The sequence below is a fragment of the Corynebacterium sp. LaCa_282 genome, assembly GCF_057198125.1.
This window is the reverse complement of sequence record NZ_CP191095.1, coordinates 2,202,516-2,222,189: the sequence shown is the minus strand read 5'-3', so window position 1 is coordinate 2,222,189 and position 19,674 is coordinate 2,202,516. Positions and strand designations below refer to the sequence as shown.

Here is a 19,674-nt window from a genome sequence, read left to right as displayed (position 1 = left end):
CTACTCCTCGCTGGCCTCGGCGGTTTCGGCGGCGCTGGGGCGGCTCGGGTTGCTTGTGCCGGTATCGCCAGTATCGCTGGGCTCGCTAGGGTACAGCGCGAGATACAAGGCGAGGGCGGCCCGCCAATTCTGCGGGGAAAAGCCCGTGGCCTCGATTTTGCCTAGGGCAAGCGTTGATTCTTTGGGCCGTGGCGCTTCGGGGCCAGCGATTTCCCGATACTCCTCCGTGCTTACCGGCGTAACCTCTGATGGGTCATGGCCCAAGCCGATGAACACGGACATCGCCATTTCATCGCGCCCGACGGTATCGCCAGAATTCGAGATATTATAAATTCCGTACTCGGGCTGGGTGTGCAGGAGATGCGCGATGCCCTTGGCCAAATCCTCGGCAAAGGTGGGACGACCGCGCTGGTCATGAATGACCTTCGGCTCTTTATCGGCCTCGGCGAGGCGGCGCATGGTGGCGATGAAGTTTGGGCCATCGCCAAATACCCACGAGGTGCGCACCACATAATGCTGCGGCGCGGTTTGCGCGGCGGTTTCGCCAGCGGCCTTCGACGCCCCGTAGGCGGAAAGGGGCGAGGGAATCTCGTCTTCGGTGTGCAGCTCCTTGGATCCATCGAAGATGTAGTCGCTGGATACGTGCACGAAGGTCAGCTGGTTTTCGGCAGCGATGCGGGCGAGCTTGGCCGGCGCTTCGGCGTTGACGGCCCAGGCGGCGGCGCGATCGTCTTCCGCACCATTGACGTCGTTGTAGGCGGCGCAGTTGATGATGGCCTCGTATTGCTTCCACTGGCGCTGCGGGGGATTGGTGATGTCGAACTCCGCATGGGTGCAGAACTTGGCATTCTTGAGAACCCGCTTCAGCGCACGGCCGAGCTGGCCATTCGCACCGGTAACGAGGATTTTGCGGGGTGGCATGGGGGTGACGTCGGCAAGCGCAGGCAAGTGCTTGTCTTTTTCTGATACTTCGCGAGGCTCGAGGGGCCACTCCACGGCGTCGAGGTTGATTCCGGTATAGCGCGCCTCGGGGGACCAGTGCTCGTTGACCAGGTAGGAGTAGGAAGTCTCCTCGAGCGCTTGAAAACCATTGGCAACCCCGCGGGGCACAAATACGGCGGTCTCTGGCCCCACTTCATGGGTGACGATTTCGCCGAAAGTTGCGGAGCCTTCCCGCAGATCGCACCAAGCGCCAAAGATCTTGCCGTTCGCGACGGAGACGAGCTTGTCCCAAGGCTCGGCGTGCAGCCCGCGCGTGGCACCAGTGCGGTTATAAGAAATATTATTTTGCACCGGCTGGAACGAAGCCAACTCTGGTGCGACCTCACCAAGCTTTTCGCGCTGCCAGTTTTCCTTGAACCAGCCACGGTTATCCCCGTGCACGTCCAGCTCGATGATGCGTAGGCCTTCAATGGCGGTGTTGTGTACCTGCATAATTACTGTCCTTGCTCTTTATAGCGGGCTTCTACAGATTCCTTTTGGGAGCGCCACCACGTTTCGTTATCGCGGTACCAGGCGATGGTATTTTCCAAGCCCGCCCGGATATCGGTAAAGCGGGGCTGCCACTCTAATTCGCGGCGCAGCTTGGTAGCGTCCATGGCATAGCGCTGGTCATGGCCGGGGCGGTCCGCCACGTGCTCGTACAGGGCTCGACCTCCCTGGGTATGTCCCATGATTTCGCAGATTATCTCGATGATGCGCTTATTATCGATGTCCGGCTGGTCAGCGCCGATATTATACGTTTCACCAATCCGCCCCTCTTCGATGATTTTTAGCACCGCCGCGTTGTGATCGTCGACGTGGATCCAGTCACGAACCTGCTCGCCCGTGCCGTAGAGCTTGGGGGTATGCCCGGAGAGGATATTGGTGATTTGGCGCGGGATGAACTTTTCGATGTGTTGGTAAGGCCCGTAATTATTTGAGCAATTAGAAATGGTGGCGCGCAGGCCAAAGGATCGGACCCATGCCCGCACGAGGTGATCGGAGCTCGCCTTGGTGGCCGAATAAGGGCTGGAGGGCGCATAGGCGGTATCCTCCGTGAAGTTGGTATCCGCCCCAATTTCTAAGTCCCCGAAGACCTCATCGGTAGAAACGTGGTGAAAGCGGACATCGTATGTCCGGCACGCCTCTAGAAGGGTATAGGTGCCCACCACATTGGTGTGGATAAACGGGGAGGGATCCCGCAGGGAATTATCATTATGGGACTCGGCGGCGAAGTGCACGACGATATCCGCCTTGGCGACGAGCGGATTCACCACCGTAGCATCCGCGATATCGCTCTCCACTAATTCCACATCGAGCCCCGCAAGGTTATCCCGGTTGCCGGCATAGGTCAGCTTATCCAAGACGGTGATGCGGGTATCTGGGCGCACCTTGGACATGAGGCGCACGAAATTGGCACCGATGAAGCCGGCGCCGCCAGTAACGAGCATGGTGTGCATGAGTCTCCAGTGTAGGGCAGTCCGTACAAGCGCTGCGCGTGGCCAGCCCCAAAACGCTTGTACACGCACTTCTAGGCCGCACGACATGATCGTACGGCGGTAGAGAGTGGGTGGTAAGGCATACTCACGCTGCGCCGGGAGGCGGCGGAGAAGGTGGTGAGCCCAGCGCCGAAGGCTGCGGCGATTCAACCGGGGAACCGGGTGGTGAATCCACCGGTGCATGAGGCTGAGCAGGCGGGTCAGTGAGCTTGCGCGCCGGGGCTTGCTCCGCAGCGGGGGAGTCATTGAGCTCTACCGAGGGGGAAAGGCCTCCGGTATGCGCCGAGCGATAACCCGCCCGGCCCGTTTCCGGGTCTCTTTCCGCATGCCCCATGCCATTACGGCCATCGCGGTTATCGTTATTGTCCACGTGGTGCCGGCGGCAGAGCAGGGTCAGGTTCCGGAGGTCTGTAGCTCCCCCGTGGGACCACGCCTGCAGGTGGTGGACATCGCAGTCTTGCCACGGCCGGTTGCAGTCTGGGTGGGTGCACACGATTTCATTGGCGGCGAGCGCTAGCTTTTGCCATAGCGAAGCGGTGCGCTTGGTGCGCCCGAGCTCGAGCGGGAAGCCCTTGTTATCAACGGCGCAGAAAAAGTCGTGCTGCGCGGCGCCCAAGCGGAGAAGATCGAGCGGAGATAGATCGATTCCCGCGCTTGTGGTGAAGCGGGTATCGCTGCTCATCGCTTGTAGCTCTTCCAGAGTGGTGGCGACGAAGAAGGAGCCGAGGCCATCCGATTTCTTTTGGCCTGCGGATAAGTAGCTCCCCAGTGCCGCGGTCAACTGATCTGCCATGCGCTGGGCATAGGTGCGCGTATCGTCTTCGGGACTCAGGCTTTCGCTGCCTTTATTCTTGGCAGGGGCGAAAGCGCTGGCTAGGACCGCGGCGGCGGAGGCATCGAGGTAGCCGGAGATGTGCACGCCACCGTCTGCATCTTGGTTAGAAATGCTGAAGCGGCGCTTGCGGGTGGCCGCGTGCGGATCGCGCTTCCCAGAGGGATCGACGGCGTGCTTATTTGCTTTGCGGATAGCGTGCCGCAACCAATCGCGCAGGGACTCATAGGAGCGACGCTTGGCTTCCTCTAGAGCCTTATTGCGCAGCTCCCGCGGCCCAGGAACCGCGAACTTATTGAGGTTGCGCAGCTCCCGTTCAATGAGGTTGAGGATGCGTTCTGGGATAGGGTCTTCCTCGAAGAGCTTCTTGCGGCGCTGTTCTTCCGCCTGGCGCTCACGATCGGCGCGGCGGCGCGCTTCCTCCTCGGCTTTCTTTTGCGCGGCCGCATCTGCCTCGTCGTCTGCTGGCGGGGGAGTAGGTTCAGGATCCTCAATGGGTGCAAAGAGGTTCTTGCCGTTGCGCAGGCGTGCGGCGGCCTCAGACTCTGTGAGGCCAAGGCGGGCGACTAAGTAGTCCTTAGCCTTAGAAGAGCCGACCCGCCTGCCGGCATCATCGCGCTCTGCAATAAAGGCAAAGGCGGCATCGATAGTGGATTTATTGCCCAGCGCCCGTTCTAAATGCTCGAAGTTAGGGTGGAGCAATTCGAAGGAGAGATCGTCCGGATTCTGCATAAGGTTGCGCAGGCGCGTAAGCCCCGCAGTCACATCAGAAATCGCTGAATTGATTTCTGTATGCTTAGCAGTTTCCATGGTTCCCTCCTTCCTGTTTCGCTTTCATGTTCTATTCTAGGTCAATAAAACACCAGCGCAACCGCAAGAAAGGAATTGGTCAATAGACTGTACATTCCCCAACCAAACGGGCCCAGACGCAACCAAACGCAAGCAACCCCCGCCAAACAGCGCCCGAAAACCACTAATCCGGAAACTTGGGCAACGCGGTTTCATCGAGCCATGCGGCAACGGTGGCATCGAAAAGAGCGGCGTCCGGCGCAGCCTCCCGGAAGGCCGAGAGGAGATCTGCGGGCTCGACCACGGAGTGCTGATGCTGGGTGAGATAGGAGGAGAGGGTGGGGAAGAAGGCATCGGCAAGCAGCCGGTGAATGGCATACACCGCGAGGGCACCGCGCTTGTACACGCGGTCATCGAACATATCGCGCGCGCCCGGATCAGAAACCTTGATGTCTTGGCGTTTGCGAGCCAAGACCTGATAATGCGAGCGCGCCGCCTCGCGCGCGGACGCGCCGCCCTTGTGCTCGCCCCACAACCACTCGCTGTAGCAGGCAAAACCCTCATTGAGCCAAATATCCGTCCACGCAGAAAGGCCGACGGAATTGCCAAACCACTGGTGGGAGAGTTCATGTGCGATGAGCCGCTCGAAGGCGTGATCGCCCTTCACATGGTTGGAACCGAAAATGGACAAGCCTTGGGCCTCGAGGGGAATCTCCAGCTCATCCTCGGTAATGATGACCTGATAGGCGGGGAACGGATAAGGCCCGTAGATAGAGGAAAAGAAATCCACCATCTCCTGCTGCTGGGAAAATTCCTCCCGCACGCGCTCGCGCAAAAACGCCGGGGCCCACGCCTGGGTATTATGCCCCAGTGAATAAGAAGAAAACTCTCCTACCTGCACCGTTGCCAGGTATGTGGCCATGGGGTGGCGCGTGCGGTAGTGCCACCGAGTGGTGGAACCGCCGGCCTTGCGGGAGACCAATTCACCATTGGAAATGACGGTAAAGGGGCTATCGGCGGTGATGATGATGTCATACGTCGCCTTTTCAGAAGGCGTGTCATCGCAGGGGAACCAGCTGGGCGCGCCATTGGGCTGGCTGGCCACCAACGAGCCGGATTCGGTTTCCTCCCAGCCAATCTCGCCCCACGTGGTGCGGATGGGGCGCGGGCTGCCGCCGTAGCGAATGTGCAGCTCAAACTCGGTTCCCGCGGGGATTTCGGAGGCAAAACGCAAGCGCAGCTTCCCGGAAGATTGGCGGAACTTGGCCACCCGGGGCGCGTGCTTGGCGGTCACGCGCCGCGCCACCATCGCCCCGCCAAGATCCAAGGTCAAGGAGGTCAATTCCTCCACCGCGCGCACGCTTAAAATGGCCTCGCCCTGCAGCAGATTAGGCTCCACGCGATAGTTTAAGTCCAGCGTGTAGTGGGTGACTTCAAATCCGAGGTTGAAGTCCACGCCGGTATAAGGATCAGTATGCGTACGCGAAAAGGCGGTAGGAAGCAATGTCATAATTGCACCCTACCGCCCGTTGCGCACAGCCTAAATTTAGCTATTGAAGCCCCGCTCGAATACTGGCCAGGAATCCTTCAGATCCTGGTTCCAGTGCGGCCACGAGTGGGTTCCGGTATTGCGGAAGTTAAAGGTGGCGGGCACGCCAGCCTGGTCAAGCTTAGCCTTGAAGTTGTGGGTGCAGTAGTTCACCCCAGCCTCGATGGCGCCGCCTTCAACCTGCAGGGTAGCGGAGCCACGCGCTGCCTCGATCGGGTTGTAGCCCTTGGATTGGATGTAGGAGAACGTGTCTTCCTCGCTAGCCAGACCAGAGCCAGAGGACACGTACAGCTCGGTGCCGTGCAGCTTCTCGGCATTCATCATGGCGTCGTTATAGCGGTTGGTGGGAGAACCCAACGGGCCCCACATCTGGTCTACGCTGCCGCCGCCGCGGCCAACGGTCAGCTCTACGCCCTGGCGCTCAATGGGGTACGCGGTAGCCGCGCAACCTGCAAAGGAACCAACGGCGTCGTAGAAGCCCTGGTTGTGCTGTGCCAGCAGCAGGGAGGAGGTTGCGGACATGGACATGCCCGCAATGGCGCGGTGGTTATCGGCATTGATGTGCTTCTCGATGGCCCCCGGCAGCTCCTTGGTCAAGAAGGTCTCCCACTTCTGTGGCCCCTGGAGGAAGCCCGAATTCGGCTCAGAGATCCAGTCGGTGTAGTAGGAGAAAGCGCCGGCCTGCGGGACAACGACGTTGACGTCCTTCGAGTGGTAGAAGTCAACGGCATCAGAAAGCTTCAGCCAATCCATGTCCTGTTCCGCGCCGCCTGCACCGTTGAGCAGGTACACGGTCGGGCGGTTTTCATGCTGGGCGCGGACGACGGCCAAAGGAATCTTCCGGCCGTTCATCGCCGGCGAGGTTGCCTCGAGCTTTTCAACGCGCGCGTCATCCTTGTACTTCTTGTACCAGGACTTACCCTCGATTTCCGGGGTGGGTTCCAGCGGGGAAATCGTGGACTGTGCGGCATCGCCCGCCACCTGCTGCGGGGTCAGCTCGGCCGCGCCTGCCACGGGGGCATAAGCCAAGCCCGTGCAAACCGCAGCTGCCGCGAGGACAGAATTGAGACGCTTCATGGTGCTTCTTTCCTGTAGGGAGTGGACTCGATAACTATACTTCGGCCGCGAAAAATTGGCATATTAAGGAAGTATATTCAGTGTTTAGACATATAGATATCGTCATTTATAGTGCCCAATAAATGCCTGCCGGTAAAGACCTAGGCCGATTTGGGGCATGAGCGGGGGTAAGTGGTGCTCTATACGCCTGAACCTTTGTTAATAGTAACAAACACTGTGACAATTGAGGTTTGTGTGTCATAATCTCCCAAGAAGTCGCGGCGCAGCTGTAACGCCAGCAGAAATGGCTGCGTTAGTGCTTTTAGTATGAAAAGCTAAGCAGTGCGATTGTGCACGTGCGCTCCAACAAAAGAAAGAACCTCAATGAACGTTTTCGATACCGTCCTCGTTTCCATCAACGAATTCCTCGGCCCCTTCATTCACTCCGCGTTGGAGGCCTACTCCAAGCTGCTGGTTTCCCTTCACCTGATCTAAGCCTGCGAAGCCTCAAGGGCCCTGCGGGGTGCATCTGCTGCTTGCCGATGCCTCCTTCGCAGGGCCCTTTCCTTCTTCTCACCGCCGTATGGGGTGGGGCGCCCCCAAGTGTGACCAATTACGCGACAATGAGGAGAAAGTTACGTATCCTGTAGGGCGTGACTAACGAACATTATGACGTAGTAGTACTCGGTGCGGGCCCTGGCGGCTACGTTGCCGCCATCCGCGCAGCTCAGCTTGGAAAGAAAGTCGCTGTTATTGAAAAGCAGTACTGGGGCGGAGTCTGCCTCAACGTAGGCTGTATTCCCTCCAAGTCGCTGCTGAAGAATGCAGAGGTTGCCCACACCTTCAACCACGAGGCGAAGGCTTTTGGCATCTCCGGCGATGTTTCCTTTGATTTCGGTGTGGCCCACAAGCGTTCCCGCAAGGTTTCTTCGGGCATCGTCAAGGGCGTTCACTACCTGATGAAGAAGAACAAGATCACCGAGATCAACGGTCTGGGTTCCTTCAAGGACGATAAGACCATTGAGATTACTGAGGGCGATGATGAAGGTAAGACCGTTACCTTCGATGACTGCATCATCGCTACCGGTTCCGTGGTCAAGTCCCTGCCTGGCGTTGAGCTGGGCGGCAATATCGTCTCCTATGAAGAGCAGATCCTGAACGAGGAAGCACCGAAGTCCATGGTCATCGTGGGCGCCGGCGCCATCGGCATGGAGTTCGCTTACGTGCTGGCCAACTACGGTGTGGACGTTACCATCGTGGAGTTTATGGACCGCGTCCTGCCGAATGAGGACAAGGACGTATCCAAGGAGATTGCTAAGCAGTACAAGAAGCTTGGCGTGAAGCTCCTGACCGGTTACAAGACCACCTCTGTGAAGGACAACGGCGACGATGTCACCGTTGAGGTGGAATCCAAGGACGGTTCCAAGCAGGACACCCTGACCGTGGATCGCGCCATGATCTCCATCGGCTTCGCTCCGCGCGTTGAGGGCTTCGGCCTTGAGAACACCGGCGTTGAGCTGACTGAGCGCGGCGCAATCGACATCGATGACCGCATGCGCACCAACGTTGGCCACATTTACGCCATCGGTGACGTCACCGCGAAGCTGCAGTTGGCACACGTGGCAGAGGCACAGGGCGTTGTAGCGGCAGAAACCATTGCTGATGCAGAAACTCAGCTCTTGGGTGACTACAACAACATGCCGCGCGCTACCTTCTGCAACCCGCAGGTCGCTTCCTTTGGCTACACCGAAGAGGCAGCCAAGGAGAAGTTCCCTGATAAGGACATCAAGGTTGCTACCTTCCCGTTCTCCGCAAACGGTAAGGCAGCCGGCCTGAATGAGACCGCCGGCTTTGTCAAGCTTATTGCTGACGGCGAATTCGGCGAGCTCATCGGTGGACACATGGTGGGTTCCAACGTGTCGGAGCTCTTGCCAGAGTTGACCTTGGCTCAGCGTTTCGACCTGACCACTGAGGAAATCGGCCGCAACGTACACACCCACCCGACCTTGTCTGAGGCCATGAAGGAAGCCGCCGAGGGCATCAGTGGCCACATGATCAACCTCTAAACAAGCCTCCCCTATACCGCATAACGGCACCGCAGCGTTCTCCAGAAAGGAGGACCGCGGTGCTGTTTCTCTGTGCGGGGCTAAAAAGCCCAGCTAGTAAGGCGCGACCGCCGAGCGGTGGATATCGATATTGATCGCCTCGTTGATGGGAGGGAAGGCGCGCTGCGAACAGTTTTCGCGGGCGCAGGTCCGGCAACCGGGGCCGATGGGCGTGGCGGCGTGGAGATTGGTGAGGTCGAGGCCCTCTGCATAGACCGTGCGATCGGCGTGGCGGGCCTCGCAGCCCAGGCCAATGGCGAAGAGCTTATTGGTATCGCCGTAGCGCCCTTGGTGGTGCTGCACGGCGCGGGAAATCCACAGGTAGTTGCGCCCATCAGGCATCTGCGCGAGCTGGCGCGAGATGACACCTGGACGGGTGAAGGTCTCATAGACATTCCACAGCGGGCAGGTGCCGCCGTTATTGGAAAAGTGCACGCCGGTGGCGGATTGCCGCTTGGACATATTGCCGGCGCGATCCACGCGCACGAAGGTAAACGGAACGCCGCGCAAGTTATCGCGCTGCAGGGTGGAAAGCCGGGAGGCGACCGTCTCGTATCCCACGCCGAAGACCTGGCACAGATACTCCACGTCGTAGCCGACGCGCTCGGCCTCGCTGTGCATCATGGCATAGGGCATGAGCGTGGCGGCTGCAAAGTAGCTGGCCAAGCCGCGTTGCGCCAGGCTGCGGGAGGCATCAGAGGTAAAGGGTTCATCGGCCACCAGCGCGGAGATCTGGTCTTGGGCCTCGAGTAGCCCGAGTTCAGCGGCCATGCGGAAGGCGCGTTGGCCCTCGCTCAGGCGCGAGGCGAGCGTGAACTGCCCGCTCTCGCGGTCAAAGCGGTGCAGCGTGCCATCCATCTGTGCCGTGAGCTCGATTTCTACGCCGTGTTCCTCACGCAGCCGGTTTGCCAGCGCTTGCTCGGTATCGCGAATGCCGAATTCGGAAACACCGAGGTCACCGGCGAGTTCCTCAGCGTGATGGTCCAGCCCGTCCAGGTAATTCTGCCGCGCATAAAAGAAGTCCCGCACCTCATCGTGCGGCATGGATAGGGCAGCTGCGCTTTCCGACGTCCTCCTCGTATCCGTAGCCAGCGACAGCTTATCGCGCACATTGCGGTAGCGACGGTGTACATCGACAAGCGTGCGGGCAACCGTAGGGTGGTTATACACCAGCTCCGATAGCTCCTGGAGCTCCACGGGGGAGGGGCAGAGCTCCTTGTCTTGAATGACGTCCTGAATCTCCGCGAGGAGGCGGGAATCATCATCGCGGGAGAAAAACGTGGCGTCGACGCCAAAGACCTCGGTAATGCGCAGCAGAACCGGCACGGTCAGCGGGCGGACATCGTGTTCAATCTGGTTGACGTAACTGGCGGAAAGGCCGAGGGTGCCAGCTAGGGAGGCTTGGCTGAGATCGCGTTCGCGGCGAAGCTGGCGAAGGCGAGAGCCCACATACGTCTTACTCATGCGCCAAAGGTTACTAGTAGCGAGCGCGGCTGTGCATCTTTATGGCGAAAATTTTGTGAAGACTCTTCGCTACCTGGACACGCTGTTTGTGGGGTTTCATGCGAAAGTTTGACACATAAAGGGGTGGACTAGTCACTTGCGCAACATGGAGTGGCGAAGCTCACAGTTTGGGCTACAAATATGAAACATCTGCATTGCGGAAATGAAGGTACCCAAGGTAACAGCGTTTTCACATTCTTCTTCTCAGGCTACCCTTGCCTAAAAGATCTCACTGCCTAGTCGCGCTTGCGAACCAGGAGCAATTGGCCGCTCGAAAATAACTAGTAACCAGCGGTTAAGCCCGGTTAAGGTAAGTACGACTATGGAGGTGTCATGACTTTAAGAAATCCGGACCGTGAGGCAATCGCTCACGGCCACATCACTAATGAACCAATTCGTCAGCAGCCCGGAACGCCATCGTGGGTACTGAAACTCATCATGGCCGTCACCGGTTTGATCTTTGCGCTTTTCGTCGTCGGCCACATGGCCGGCAACCTGAAGCTGTACATGCCGGCACACAACGGTGAGCCCGCGCTGGATGAGTACGGCGAGTTCCTGCGCTCTATGGGTGAACCGCTGCTGCCGCACGGCTCTGCCCTGTGGATCATCCGCATCGTGCTGATCGTGGCAATCCTTGCCCACATCTACGGTGCCTTTACCTTGGCTTCCCGCTCCAAGGCATCCCGCGGCAAGTTCAAGCGCACCAACCTGATGGGTGGCCTGGATTCCTTCGCCACCAAGTCCATGCTGGTAACCGGTGTCGTGCTGCTGCTCTTCATCATCTTCCACTTGCTGGACCTCACCATGGGCGTACAGCCGATGGCCCCAGAGGGATTCGTTGAAGGCTCTGTTAAGGCCAATATGATCGAAACCTTTAGCCGTTGGCCGGTCACCATCTTCTACGTGCTGGCAATGTGCTGCCTCTTCCTGCACCTGACCCACGGCATCCGCCTCGCCGCATCTGACCTGGGTATCACCGGTGCAAAATGGCGTCAGACCTTCTTGGTCTTGGCCTACATCATCCCGGCCGTTGTATGCATCGGCAACATCGTTATGCCTTTGTCCGTTGCCCTGGGCTTGGTCAGCTAAAGGAGATAGGAACCCATGACTACTACTGAACTCAAGCGTGAACACCCCAACTTCTCGCACCCAAAGTCCATCGTTGAGGGCGTCTCCGCTGGTAATATCCTGGAATCCCAGGAACCGCACGGCGTGCCGATGAAGGATATGTGGGCTCACCACGTTGACCACATGAACCTGGTCTCCCCACTGAACCGCCGCAAGTTCGAGGTCCTCGTTGTAGGTACCGGCTTGTCCGCGGGTGCTGCTGCGGCAGCCCTTGGTGAATTGGGCTACGGCGTTAAGGTCTTCACCTACCACGACTCCCCGCGCCGCGCGCACTCCATTGCTGCGCAGGGTGGTGTCAACGCCTCCCGCGCCAAGAAGGTGGACAACGACTCCGCATACCGCCACACCAAGGACACCGTGAAGGGCGGCGACTACCGTTGCCGCGAGTCTGACTGCTGGCGCCTAGCCAACGAGTCCGTTCGCGTTATCGACCACATGAACGCCATCGGCGCCCCGTTCGCTCGCGAATACGGCGGCACTCTGGCTACCCGTTCCTTCGGTGGTGTGCAGGTCTCCCGTACCTACTACACCCGTGGTCAAACAGGTCAGCAGCTGCAGCTGTCCACGACCTCTGCACTGTACCGTCAGATCGGTCTGGGCAATGTGGAGCTTTTTGCCCACAACGATATGCAGGACATCATCACCTATGAGGACAACGGCAAGAAGCGCGCGGGCGGCATTGTCACCCGCAACCTGATTACCGGTGAGCTCAAGGCCTTCACCGGCCACGCCGTCATCCTGGGTACCGGTGGTTACGGCAACGTTTACCACATGTCCACCCTGGCGAAGAACTCCAACGCCAGCGCCATGATGCGCGCTTATGACAAGGGCGCTTATCTGGCTTCCCCGGCGTTCGTGCAGTTCCACCCGACGGGCCTGCCGGTCAACTCTGACTGGCAGTCCAAGACCATTTTGATGTCGGAGTCCCTGCGTAACGATGGCCGCATCTGGTCGCCCAAGGAAGAGGGCGACGACCGCGACCCGAACACCATTCCGGAGGAAGAGCGCGACTACTTCTTGGAGCGCCGCTACCCGGCCTTCGGCAACCTGGTTCCCCGTGACGTTGCCTCCCGTGCAATTTCCCAGCAGATCAACAAGGGCCTGGGCGTTGGACCGCTGAAGAACTCGGTCTACCTTGACTTCCGCGACGCCATCGAACGTTTGGGTAAGGATAAGATCCGCGAGCGTTACTCCAACCTCATTCAGATGTATGAAGAGGCCATTGGTGAGTCCGCGTACGAGACCCCCATGCGCATCGCTCCTACCTGCCACTTCACCATGGGCGGCCTGTGGACCGACTTCAACGAGATGACCTCTATTGACGGCCTCTTCGCCGCCGGTGAGTGCTCCTGGACCTACCACGGCGCTAACCGCCTGGGCGCTAACTCCCTGCTTTCGGCTTCCGTTGACGGCTGGTTCACCCTGCCGTTTACCATCCCGAACTACTTGGCTGACCACCTCAACGAGGACAAGCTGGCCGAGGATTCCGCTGAGGCACAGGAAGCCGTGCAGAAGTCCCAGGAGCGCATCGATAAGCTGATGCAGGTCCACGGCGATGACCCGCACGGTCCGTCCCACTACCACCGCCAGCTGGGTGACCTGCTGTACTTCGGCTGCGGTGTGTCCCGTAACGTCGAAGACCTGAAGGACACCATCGAGAAGATCCGCGCGTTGCGCGATGACTTCTGGAAGAACGTCCGCATCCCTGGTGAGGCGAATGACATGAACCAAGTCCTGGAATACGGCCTGCGCGTTGCCGATTACCTGGACCTGGGTGAGCTCATGTGCATCGACGCCCTTGACCGCGATGAGTCTTGCGGCGCTCACTTCCGCGAAGATCACCTTTCTGAAGAAGGCGAAGCCGAGCGTGACGATGAAAACTGGTGCTTCGTTTCCGCCTGGGAGCCGGGCGCAAACAAGAACGAGTTCATCCGCCACGCAGAACCCCTGTACTTTGACTCGATCCCGCTGATGACAAGGAACTACAAGTAATGAAATTGACACTTGAGATCTGGCGTCAAGCCGGACCCACCCAGGAAGGTAAATTCGAAACCGTCCAGGTGGATGATGCCTCCGAGCAGATGTCCATTCTGGAGCTATTGGACCACGTCAACGAAGGCTACGTTGAGCGCGGCGAAGAACCGTTCGCTTTCGCTTCTGACTGCCGCGAGGGCATCTGCGGTACCTGTGGTTTGACCGTCAACGGTCGCCCACACGGCCCGGGTCAGAACACCCCTGCCTGCCAGCAGCGCCTGTTCAACTTCAACGATGGCGACACCATCCAGCTCGAGCCCTTCCGCTCCGCTGCGTACCCCGTCATCAAGGACATGGTGGTTGACCGCTCCGCACTGGACCACGTGATGGAGCAGGGCGGTTATGTATCCATGGATGCCGGCACCGCACCGGATGCCGATACCATGCACATCAACCACGAGACCGCCGAGTACTCGCTGGACCACGCAGCCTGCATTGGTTGCGGTGCCTGCGTTGCTGCCTGCCCGAACGGTGCGGCACACCTGTTCACCGGTGCCAAGCTGGTTCACCTCTCCATGATGCCGCTGGGTAAGGAAGAGCGCGGCAGCCGTGCCCGCAACATGGTTGCTGATTTGGAATCCAACTTCGGCCACTGCTCCCTTTACGGTGAGTGCGCCGATGTCTGCCCGGCTGGCGTCCCACTGACCGCAGTGTCTGCCGTTACCCGCGAACGTGCACGTGCTGCTTTCCGTGGCAAGGACGACTAAGCTAGAGTTATTCCGTAGGAATACTAGGAACGAGAGAAAGACAGAAAGACTCCGCCATGAGCGATAACACCCACGTAGTTGCTGACTACCAGAGCGAAACGTATCCGGAGTTCTCCGGCAAGATTCAGGACAACTACATCGAAGGCTACGACCCAGTATCCTTCGCAGCTCCTCACTCTTCCCTTCTCCGCACCTCCACGTGGGTCGGCATGGGCTTGATCCTGTCTTGCCTGCCGGCAGCCGGCATCCTTATCTGGGGCCTCGGCGTCTGGGACACCCCGCTGGGCACCGCAGGTGAAGGCAACTACGGCCTGACCATCGCCATCGGCGTCATTTCCTTGGTTGTGGTGGCCATCGCCGCCGCCGGCACCATTCACTATGGACGCCGCTACTACCGCCAGTACCGCAAGGAAACCGGCCGAGTTAACTAGTATTCGCTCTTAAAGCACCTCCAGCCCCACCTCCAATAGCATTGAGAACATGCCAGGAGGCGGGGCTGTTCCTGTTTTGACGGGGAGCATGCGCTTTCCGATGCCCCAGCTGCCCCACACCCCGGATCTGCTCAGCTTTCACTGGCCCCTGTTTGGCGGACACCTGATATGCAGCCCAGTCGCGTTGGCAAGATTGGTACTCTACCACCATGTCCAGATACTCCGAACAGTTCAAACGCGATGCCGTGGCCCTCTATGAGAACAATGAGGGCCTTTCGCTGAACTCAGCATCAGCCGAGCTCGGCATCAACCGTTCCTCGCTGCATTCTTGGGTCAAGAAGTACGGCACCGGCAAACGTGCCCGCACTAAAGCCCTGCAGGATAAAGCCCAAGCGGCAAAAGATTCCGAACGGATCCGCCAGCTCGAAAAAGAAAAAGCACAACTGCGCGAAGAATGTGACATCCTGCGCAAGGCCGCCAAATATTTTGTCTAAAACAGGCCCACTAGTGAGCGGCTCTAACTCCCGGCGTGTCCACTTTCCGGGGTTAAGTACCCCGACTAAGGTCGTTGTGCTCGTACATCGGACACCTGAGAATGGTCTTTGATCCAAGTCGCAGCATTAGGATCAATGTAGCTCGCCACCTTCTCGATAGCGTTATCAACGGAGTCGAGGTGTGCGATTTCACGGTCTCTATCGCGTTGTTGAACGATTGATTCGTGGTGAGAACATCTATTTCTCATTTCGTAGACAATGACTACAAGATCTTCGAACTGCTGTCTGCTGTCAGGGGGTTTCTTCAATACCTTCTTTACCTGAGGCCAGACACTTGCTTGATAGCGGCTACTTAAAAGGAAGCGCCAGAAGTCAAAGCTTAGCTCAGCGACGATTTTTCCTGATGGTACGCCTTCCCCTCCGGCCCGTTTCTTCGCTTTGCGGATGTTCTTCTTTGCTGCATCATTGAAAGGTATTAGATCGTTGTCAAACCAGCGCTCACTGTATCTTCCGGTTAGGGCATCGTGAATGCAATTTCGGAGAAGCACTTCTAAGTGCTGGATATCGGCGAGATAGGTCTTCGTGAGGCGAGTATTCCAAAGATATAGTGCTTCTGGTGTGGGGTGACCGGCGTACCGGCTCATTCGTGCGGATGAAAACCATTGAGATAGAAGTTCGAGGGTCGATCTTGGATTATTCATTGTAGAAATGTTAGTCTTTATCTTGAAAGCCTCGGAACGATCCCTGCACTACGAAAGTAGGAGTAAATCGCCGAGGTTATTGATCTTTCCGGGCAATTAATTCTTTCTGCACCTCTGAAGTTAGTCGTTGGGACTACCATACTGTGCGCCTGGGACAGCGAGGAGGATCTTTCGCAAATCCTGGGATCCGAGATAAGAACGCCCACCTCCGCGTGCAGCTTCGCGCCATAAGGGTTTGAAGGCTCCGAGCATGGATTGATAGGTCGGAAGCATCTGCCTGTGGGAGTTCATTCCCTTTTTTACGAGTTCTTCTTGCTCAGTCCACCGGCCACTCCTTACTAGGTATTCCGTGTAGCTGGCCATTTGGTTTTCGCGTTCACGTTGGTAGTCGAAACCTTTGAATGTGCCGAACCATTCGGCGTTCTCAACGCCAATGGCATCCCACCCGTTCTTGCCGAGCGCTTCAACGCTAAAGTGGATCACCCTAAACATGTCGAGAATGTCCCAGACTAACTCACAGTCATATGCAGTAAGAGTTTCAGTGTGGCCAGGGAATAGTTGGGGGTATTCTCCTTCATAGCCACGCTCCAACACTTCAATAGCACGTTCGTGCCACTTCGTGTCATAGGACTCTTCAGGAAGATGACCCTGGGCAGCTAGGACGGCCTGATGCTGAAGGATCAAGCTAGCTCGCTCGTAGGAAGTGAGCGTGGTGTTTTTTTCTGCGGGCTGGCGATCACGCTTCGGATCAACCCGCTTGACATGAATCTCTATGGCTTGACGCATGTAGTCACTTTGGGATTGTCCATTAGCTTCTGCTGCTTCGGCAATGAGGGTTCGGAGATCGTCGGGGACGCGTAGTGTAATCGTCTTCATAAAGCTAACCATAGCCAAGTGCATTACCGAATACAAATATGACTACAACGAATACGTTTCTTCGATTTCCCGACTCGATTCATGTGCTAAATGGGTATGGCCTGTGACGCTATGGCTTGACCTTGCCCAAGTGCTCTACCATTAAAAAGCTTCTTACACTGTTCGGCCTGTATGTGCAGGGTAAATTCTTAGATTAGGGGTTTTATGGACCTGACCCCTATTTGGCGGACACCTGTTATTCAGCCAGTCGGCCAGGAAGGGGATCTCCAGGGTCCGACCCCGACGTTCCCACTTTCTGGGGCAAGGTCCTAGTGTTATAGACCGAAGCTCAAATGTACCTTCACAATCCCCAAGGAGAACACATGACGCACCGCTCGGACGCAGAGCTCGATACGGCGAGGGAGCTGGCATCGTCAGGCACCGGTGTGCCGCAGGCCGGCAATCAGGAGGCGCGCCGGGCGGACCTGCGGCGGTGGAAGGCGATTGCGCTGTCGCTGCTTTTGCTGGCGGCGGTGATCTTCTTGGGGTGCTCGTGGTGGCAGGCATCGGAAAGCGGGGCGCCAGTGTGGGTCGGCTACGTGCGTGCGGCGGCGGAGGCTGGCATGGTCGGTGGCCTGGCGGACTGGTTTGCGGTGACGGCACTGTTCCGCCGGCCGATGGGCCTGCCCATCCCGCATACGGCGCTGATTCCAAATAATAAGGACCGCGTGGGCGATGCGCTGAAGGACTTTGTGGAGGAGAATTTCCTGACCGCGGATGCGCTGAGCGCCAAGGTGCGGGACGCGGAGCTGCCGCTGTGGCTGGCGCGCCAAGGGGCAGAACCGGGCAAGGCGGAGGAGGTCTCCGAATGGATTGGTCAGCGCGCCGCCAGCGTGGTGGAGGACCTCGACCCGGCTGAGGCGGAGCAGTTCATCCGCACCCAGGTCATGGACCGCCTGGCGGAGCCGGAGTGGGGGCCGCCGTTGGGCCGGTTGCTAGAGGGCTATATCGCGGACGGCAAGGCGCGCCCGCTGGAAGATGACCTCATTGACTGGGCGCACAAGAAGATTCTTGGCATGGAATCGACGGTGGTTACGGCGATTGATGAGCGCATGCCCGGGTGGGCGCCGCGTTTTGCCCGCGAGATGGTGGGGGACAAGGTCTATAGCGAGCTCGTTAATTTCGCCGAGGAAGTCCGCCGCGATGGCAATCACGAGGCCCGCCTGGCCATTCGCCGCAACCTGTCCAAACTGGCTGCGGACCTGCAATGGGATGCGGATATGCGCGAGCGCATCGAGAACATCAAGCAAGAGATGCTCGCCTCTGATCAGGTGCAGCAGGCACCGGCGGCGATGTGGCGCACGATTTCCACCACGCTGATTGACCAGTTCAATGATCCGGAGTCCTTCCTGCGGCAGAAGATGACGGCCAAGGTGAAGGAACTAGCGCACCGGTTGCTTGAGGATTCCGAATTCCTGGCCCAGGCCAATGATCTTGTGGACAAGGCCGCGCGCTACGCGGTGGAGAAGTTCGCCCCGGAGATCATCGCGATCATCCCAGAGACCATTAAGCGCTGGGATGCGCAGGAGGCTTCTCAGAATATCGAGCTGATGGTGGGCAAGGATCTGCAATTTATTCGCCTCAACGGCACGATCGTCGGCTCTCTGGCAGGCTTGGCCATATATGCTGTTAATCATCTCATTTTCGGCGCCTAATGCGCCGGAATAATACGTCACACGGAGGATTTCATGACTGAGAAGAAGAAGCTTTTTGATTCCCTGAAGGAAGCGGGTGCGTCCGCGCTGAATACCGCCAAGGACTTCGGTGGCCGCCTGCAGGAAGAACGCGAGAACCAGGGCGTGCAGGGCGCAGGTGCGCAGGACTCACAGGGTGAGAAGGAGGGCATGCTGGACAAGGCCACCACTACCGCCAAGCAGTGGGGCGCGTCCATCAAGAAGGCCGCGGAAGAAACCCGCGACTCGGAGGCTTTCTCTGAGGCCAAGGACAAGTTTGCGGATGCGTACCAGGAAACCCGCGAGGGCGTGAAGGACGCGTATGACTATGCCCAGGAGCGCGTGAACGAGAAGAAGAACGCGCCCAAGAACGGTAATTCCGCTGCTGCGGACAAGGACGATAATATTATCGATGGCGAAGTTATCGATACCGACGAACCCACGAATTAATCTGCATGTACCTCTTACTTGACATTGCCTATAAGTTTCCCATCTACTTCTTCCAGGTCCTGACCATTACCGCCATCATCGGGGCCGTACTCGCGGCATCGACGCGCGAGGATGCGTTTCGGGCCGGCGACCGCAAGGGTAAATGGGTATGGGTAGGCCTGCTTGCGGGCTCGGCGGTGGCGATGGCTACCGGCCTGCAATTTTTGGCGTGGATTGGCACGGTCATCACCGGTGTCTACTGGTTTGATGTGCGCCCGCAGCTCAAGGCCATCATCAACGGCGACTACAGCTACTAAGCATGAAAAATCTCCTGCACGCTTCCGCCGCTGAGGTCAGGGAGCAGGCCACGGGGCAGCATGTTTTGGTCTCGCCGCACCACGTGACGGTGGCGGCTGCAGCAGAGCCGGCGGGCATTACCGCCGTGGCGGGCTATCCCACCGGCCGGCACCACACGCTCATCAAGGCCTCTGAGGCCCGCCTGGCCATCCAGTCCGGCGCGGACGAGGTGTGGGTCAGCGTTGATGCCACGCTTGCCGATGCCACCCCCATCCTCTCCGAGCTCGTCGCCATCCGCGAGGCCTGCCCGGACCCGGCCCGCGTGGGCCTCATCCTGCCGGAGGCGGAACCGGCGCGGTCCCTCGCAGAAACCGCCGCCGCCCAGGCCGGTTTTCACAAGATCGTCATAGAAAAAGGCAGCGAGCTGTCCAGCTCGCTGCCCGTCGTAGAATTTCCCACCGCCTAAGTCGCTCCCTAGGTCGACACTCCCTAGGTCGACACTGTTATGTCCATGAGGTTTTTGGACTTGGAGTCCAGCTACTTTGTGGACT

Annotated in this window: 17 protein-coding genes and 1 pseudogene; 10 read left to right on the top strand and 8 right to left on the bottom strand. The window is 58.5% G+C overall.

The genetic code is table 11. From position 1 onward, the window contains the following. The 5 genes from rfbD to ACP8KU_RS10425 form a co-directional block, all read right to left on the bottom strand. Positions 1-1,434: a dTDP-4-dehydrorhamnose reductase gene (gene rfbD / locus ACP8KU_RS10445; RefSeq protein ID WP_484483713.1), complete on the bottom strand. Its 1,434-nt coding sequence runs from the start codon at positions 1,432-1,434 to the stop codon at positions 1-3. A 2-nt stretch (positions 1,435-1,436) separates the two neighbouring features. After that, complete coding sequence (gene rfbB, locus ACP8KU_RS10440) at positions 1,437-2,441, bottom strand: dTDP-glucose 4,6-dehydratase (protein ID WP_284631721.1); 1,005 nt, start codon at positions 2,439-2,441, stop codon at positions 1,437-1,439. A 124-nt stretch (positions 2,442-2,565) separates the two neighbouring features. Next, positions 2,566-4,122, bottom strand: a complete 1,557-nt coding sequence (locus ACP8KU_RS10435; RefSeq protein WP_484483712.1) for an HNH endonuclease signature motif containing protein — start codon at positions 4,120-4,122, stop codon at positions 2,566-2,568. 163 nt (positions 4,123-4,285) lie between these two features. Further along, on the bottom strand, positions 4,286-5,611 hold the full coding sequence (locus ACP8KU_RS10430; protein WP_484483711.1) for a M1 family metallopeptidase: 1,326 nt from the start codon (positions 5,609-5,611) through the stop codon (positions 4,286-4,288). Positions 5,612-5,647: 36 nt separating this feature from the next. Continuing rightward, positions 5,648-6,727 carry an alpha/beta hydrolase gene (locus ACP8KU_RS10425; RefSeq protein WP_484483710.1) on the bottom strand — a complete coding sequence of 360 codons (1,080 nt, stop codon included), beginning with the start codon at positions 6,725-6,727 and terminating at the stop codon, positions 5,648-5,650. A gap of 632 nt (positions 6,728-7,359) precedes the next feature. On the opposite strand from ACP8KU_RS10425, the gene lpdA reads away from it, so the two are divergent. Beyond that, a complete protein-coding gene (lpdA, locus tag ACP8KU_RS10420; protein WP_484483709.1) occupies positions 7,360-8,772 on the top strand; it encodes a dihydrolipoyl dehydrogenase in 1,413 nt (470 codons plus the stop codon). 93 nt (positions 8,773-8,865) lie between these two features. On the opposite strand, the gene ramB is transcribed toward lpdA, so the two are convergent. Then, positions 8,866-10,275, bottom strand: a complete 1,410-nt coding sequence (gene ramB / locus ACP8KU_RS10415; protein ID WP_484483708.1) for an acetate metabolism transcriptional regulator RamB — start codon at positions 10,273-10,275, stop codon at positions 8,866-8,868. Positions 10,276-10,647: 372 nt separating this feature from the next. On the opposite strand from ramB, the gene ACP8KU_RS10410 reads away from it, so the two are divergent. The 5 genes and pseudogenes from ACP8KU_RS10410 to ACP8KU_RS10390 form a co-directional block, all read left to right on the top strand. Beyond that, positions 10,648-11,403 carry a succinate dehydrogenase cytochrome b subunit gene (locus tag ACP8KU_RS10410; protein ID WP_484483707.1) on the top strand — a complete coding sequence of 252 codons (756 nt, stop codon included), beginning with the start codon at positions 10,648-10,650 and terminating at the stop codon, positions 11,401-11,403. Positions 11,404-11,418: 15 nt separating this feature from the next. Then, positions 11,419-13,434, top strand: a complete 2,016-nt coding sequence (locus tag ACP8KU_RS10405) for a fumarate reductase/succinate dehydrogenase flavoprotein subunit (RefSeq protein ID WP_005276564.1) — start codon at positions 11,419-11,421, stop codon at positions 13,432-13,434. Beyond that, complete coding sequence (locus ACP8KU_RS10400; protein ID WP_005276565.1) at positions 13,434-14,183, top strand: succinate dehydrogenase/fumarate reductase iron-sulfur subunit; 750 nt, start codon at positions 13,434-13,436, stop codon at positions 14,181-14,183. The genes ACP8KU_RS10405 and ACP8KU_RS10400 overlap by 1 nt, the downstream gene beginning before the upstream one ends. 56 nt (positions 14,184-14,239) lie before the next feature. Next, the gene (locus ACP8KU_RS10395; protein WP_005276566.1) at positions 14,240-14,614 is read left to right on the top strand and encodes a hypothetical protein; all 375 of its coding nucleotides are present in this window, start codon (positions 14,240-14,242) and stop codon (positions 14,612-14,614) included. Positions 14,615-14,823: 209 nt separating this feature from the next. Beyond that, positions 14,824-15,102 (top strand): annotated as a pseudogene (locus tag ACP8KU_RS10390) (transposase); the annotation flags it as partial. A gap of 71 nt (positions 15,103-15,173) precedes the next feature. Here the strand turns inward: ACP8KU_RS10390 and ACP8KU_RS10385 are convergent. After that, positions 15,174-15,809 (bottom strand): hypothetical protein, encoded by a 636-nt coding sequence (locus tag ACP8KU_RS10385; RefSeq protein WP_484483706.1) that lies wholly within the window; start codon positions 15,807-15,809, stop codon positions 15,174-15,176. A 120-nt stretch (positions 15,810-15,929) separates the two neighbouring features. Then, entirely contained in the window at positions 15,930-16,685 is a 756-nt protein-coding gene (locus tag ACP8KU_RS10380; RefSeq protein ID WP_484483705.1) for a YfbU family protein, read from the bottom strand. Between the two features lie 362 nt (positions 16,686-17,047). Here ACP8KU_RS10380 and ACP8KU_RS10375 point away from each other — a divergent pair, with 362 nt between their 5' ends. From ACP8KU_RS10375 to ACP8KU_RS10360, 4 genes are read left to right on the top strand one after another with little or no spacing between them, the layout of a single operon-like run. After that, positions 17,048-18,379 carry a DUF445 domain-containing protein gene (locus tag ACP8KU_RS10375; protein WP_484483704.1) on the top strand — a complete coding sequence of 444 codons (1,332 nt, stop codon included), beginning with the start codon at positions 17,048-17,050 and terminating at the stop codon, positions 18,377-18,379. Positions 18,380-18,412: 33 nt separating this feature from the next. Then, complete coding sequence (locus tag ACP8KU_RS10370) at positions 18,413-18,847, top strand: CGLAU_01105 family protein (RefSeq protein WP_484483703.1); 435 nt, start codon at positions 18,413-18,415, stop codon at positions 18,845-18,847. A 5-nt stretch (positions 18,848-18,852) separates the two neighbouring features. Further along, complete coding sequence (locus tag ACP8KU_RS10365; protein ID WP_484483702.1) at positions 18,853-19,143, top strand: DUF2516 family protein; 291 nt, start codon at positions 18,853-18,855, stop codon at positions 19,141-19,143. Between the two features lie 2 nt (positions 19,144-19,145). Beyond that, positions 19,146-19,589 (top strand): deoxyribose-phosphate aldolase, encoded by a 444-nt coding sequence (locus ACP8KU_RS10360; RefSeq protein WP_484483701.1) that lies wholly within the window; start codon positions 19,146-19,148, stop codon positions 19,587-19,589. Positions 19,590-19,674: the final 85 nt, after the last annotated feature.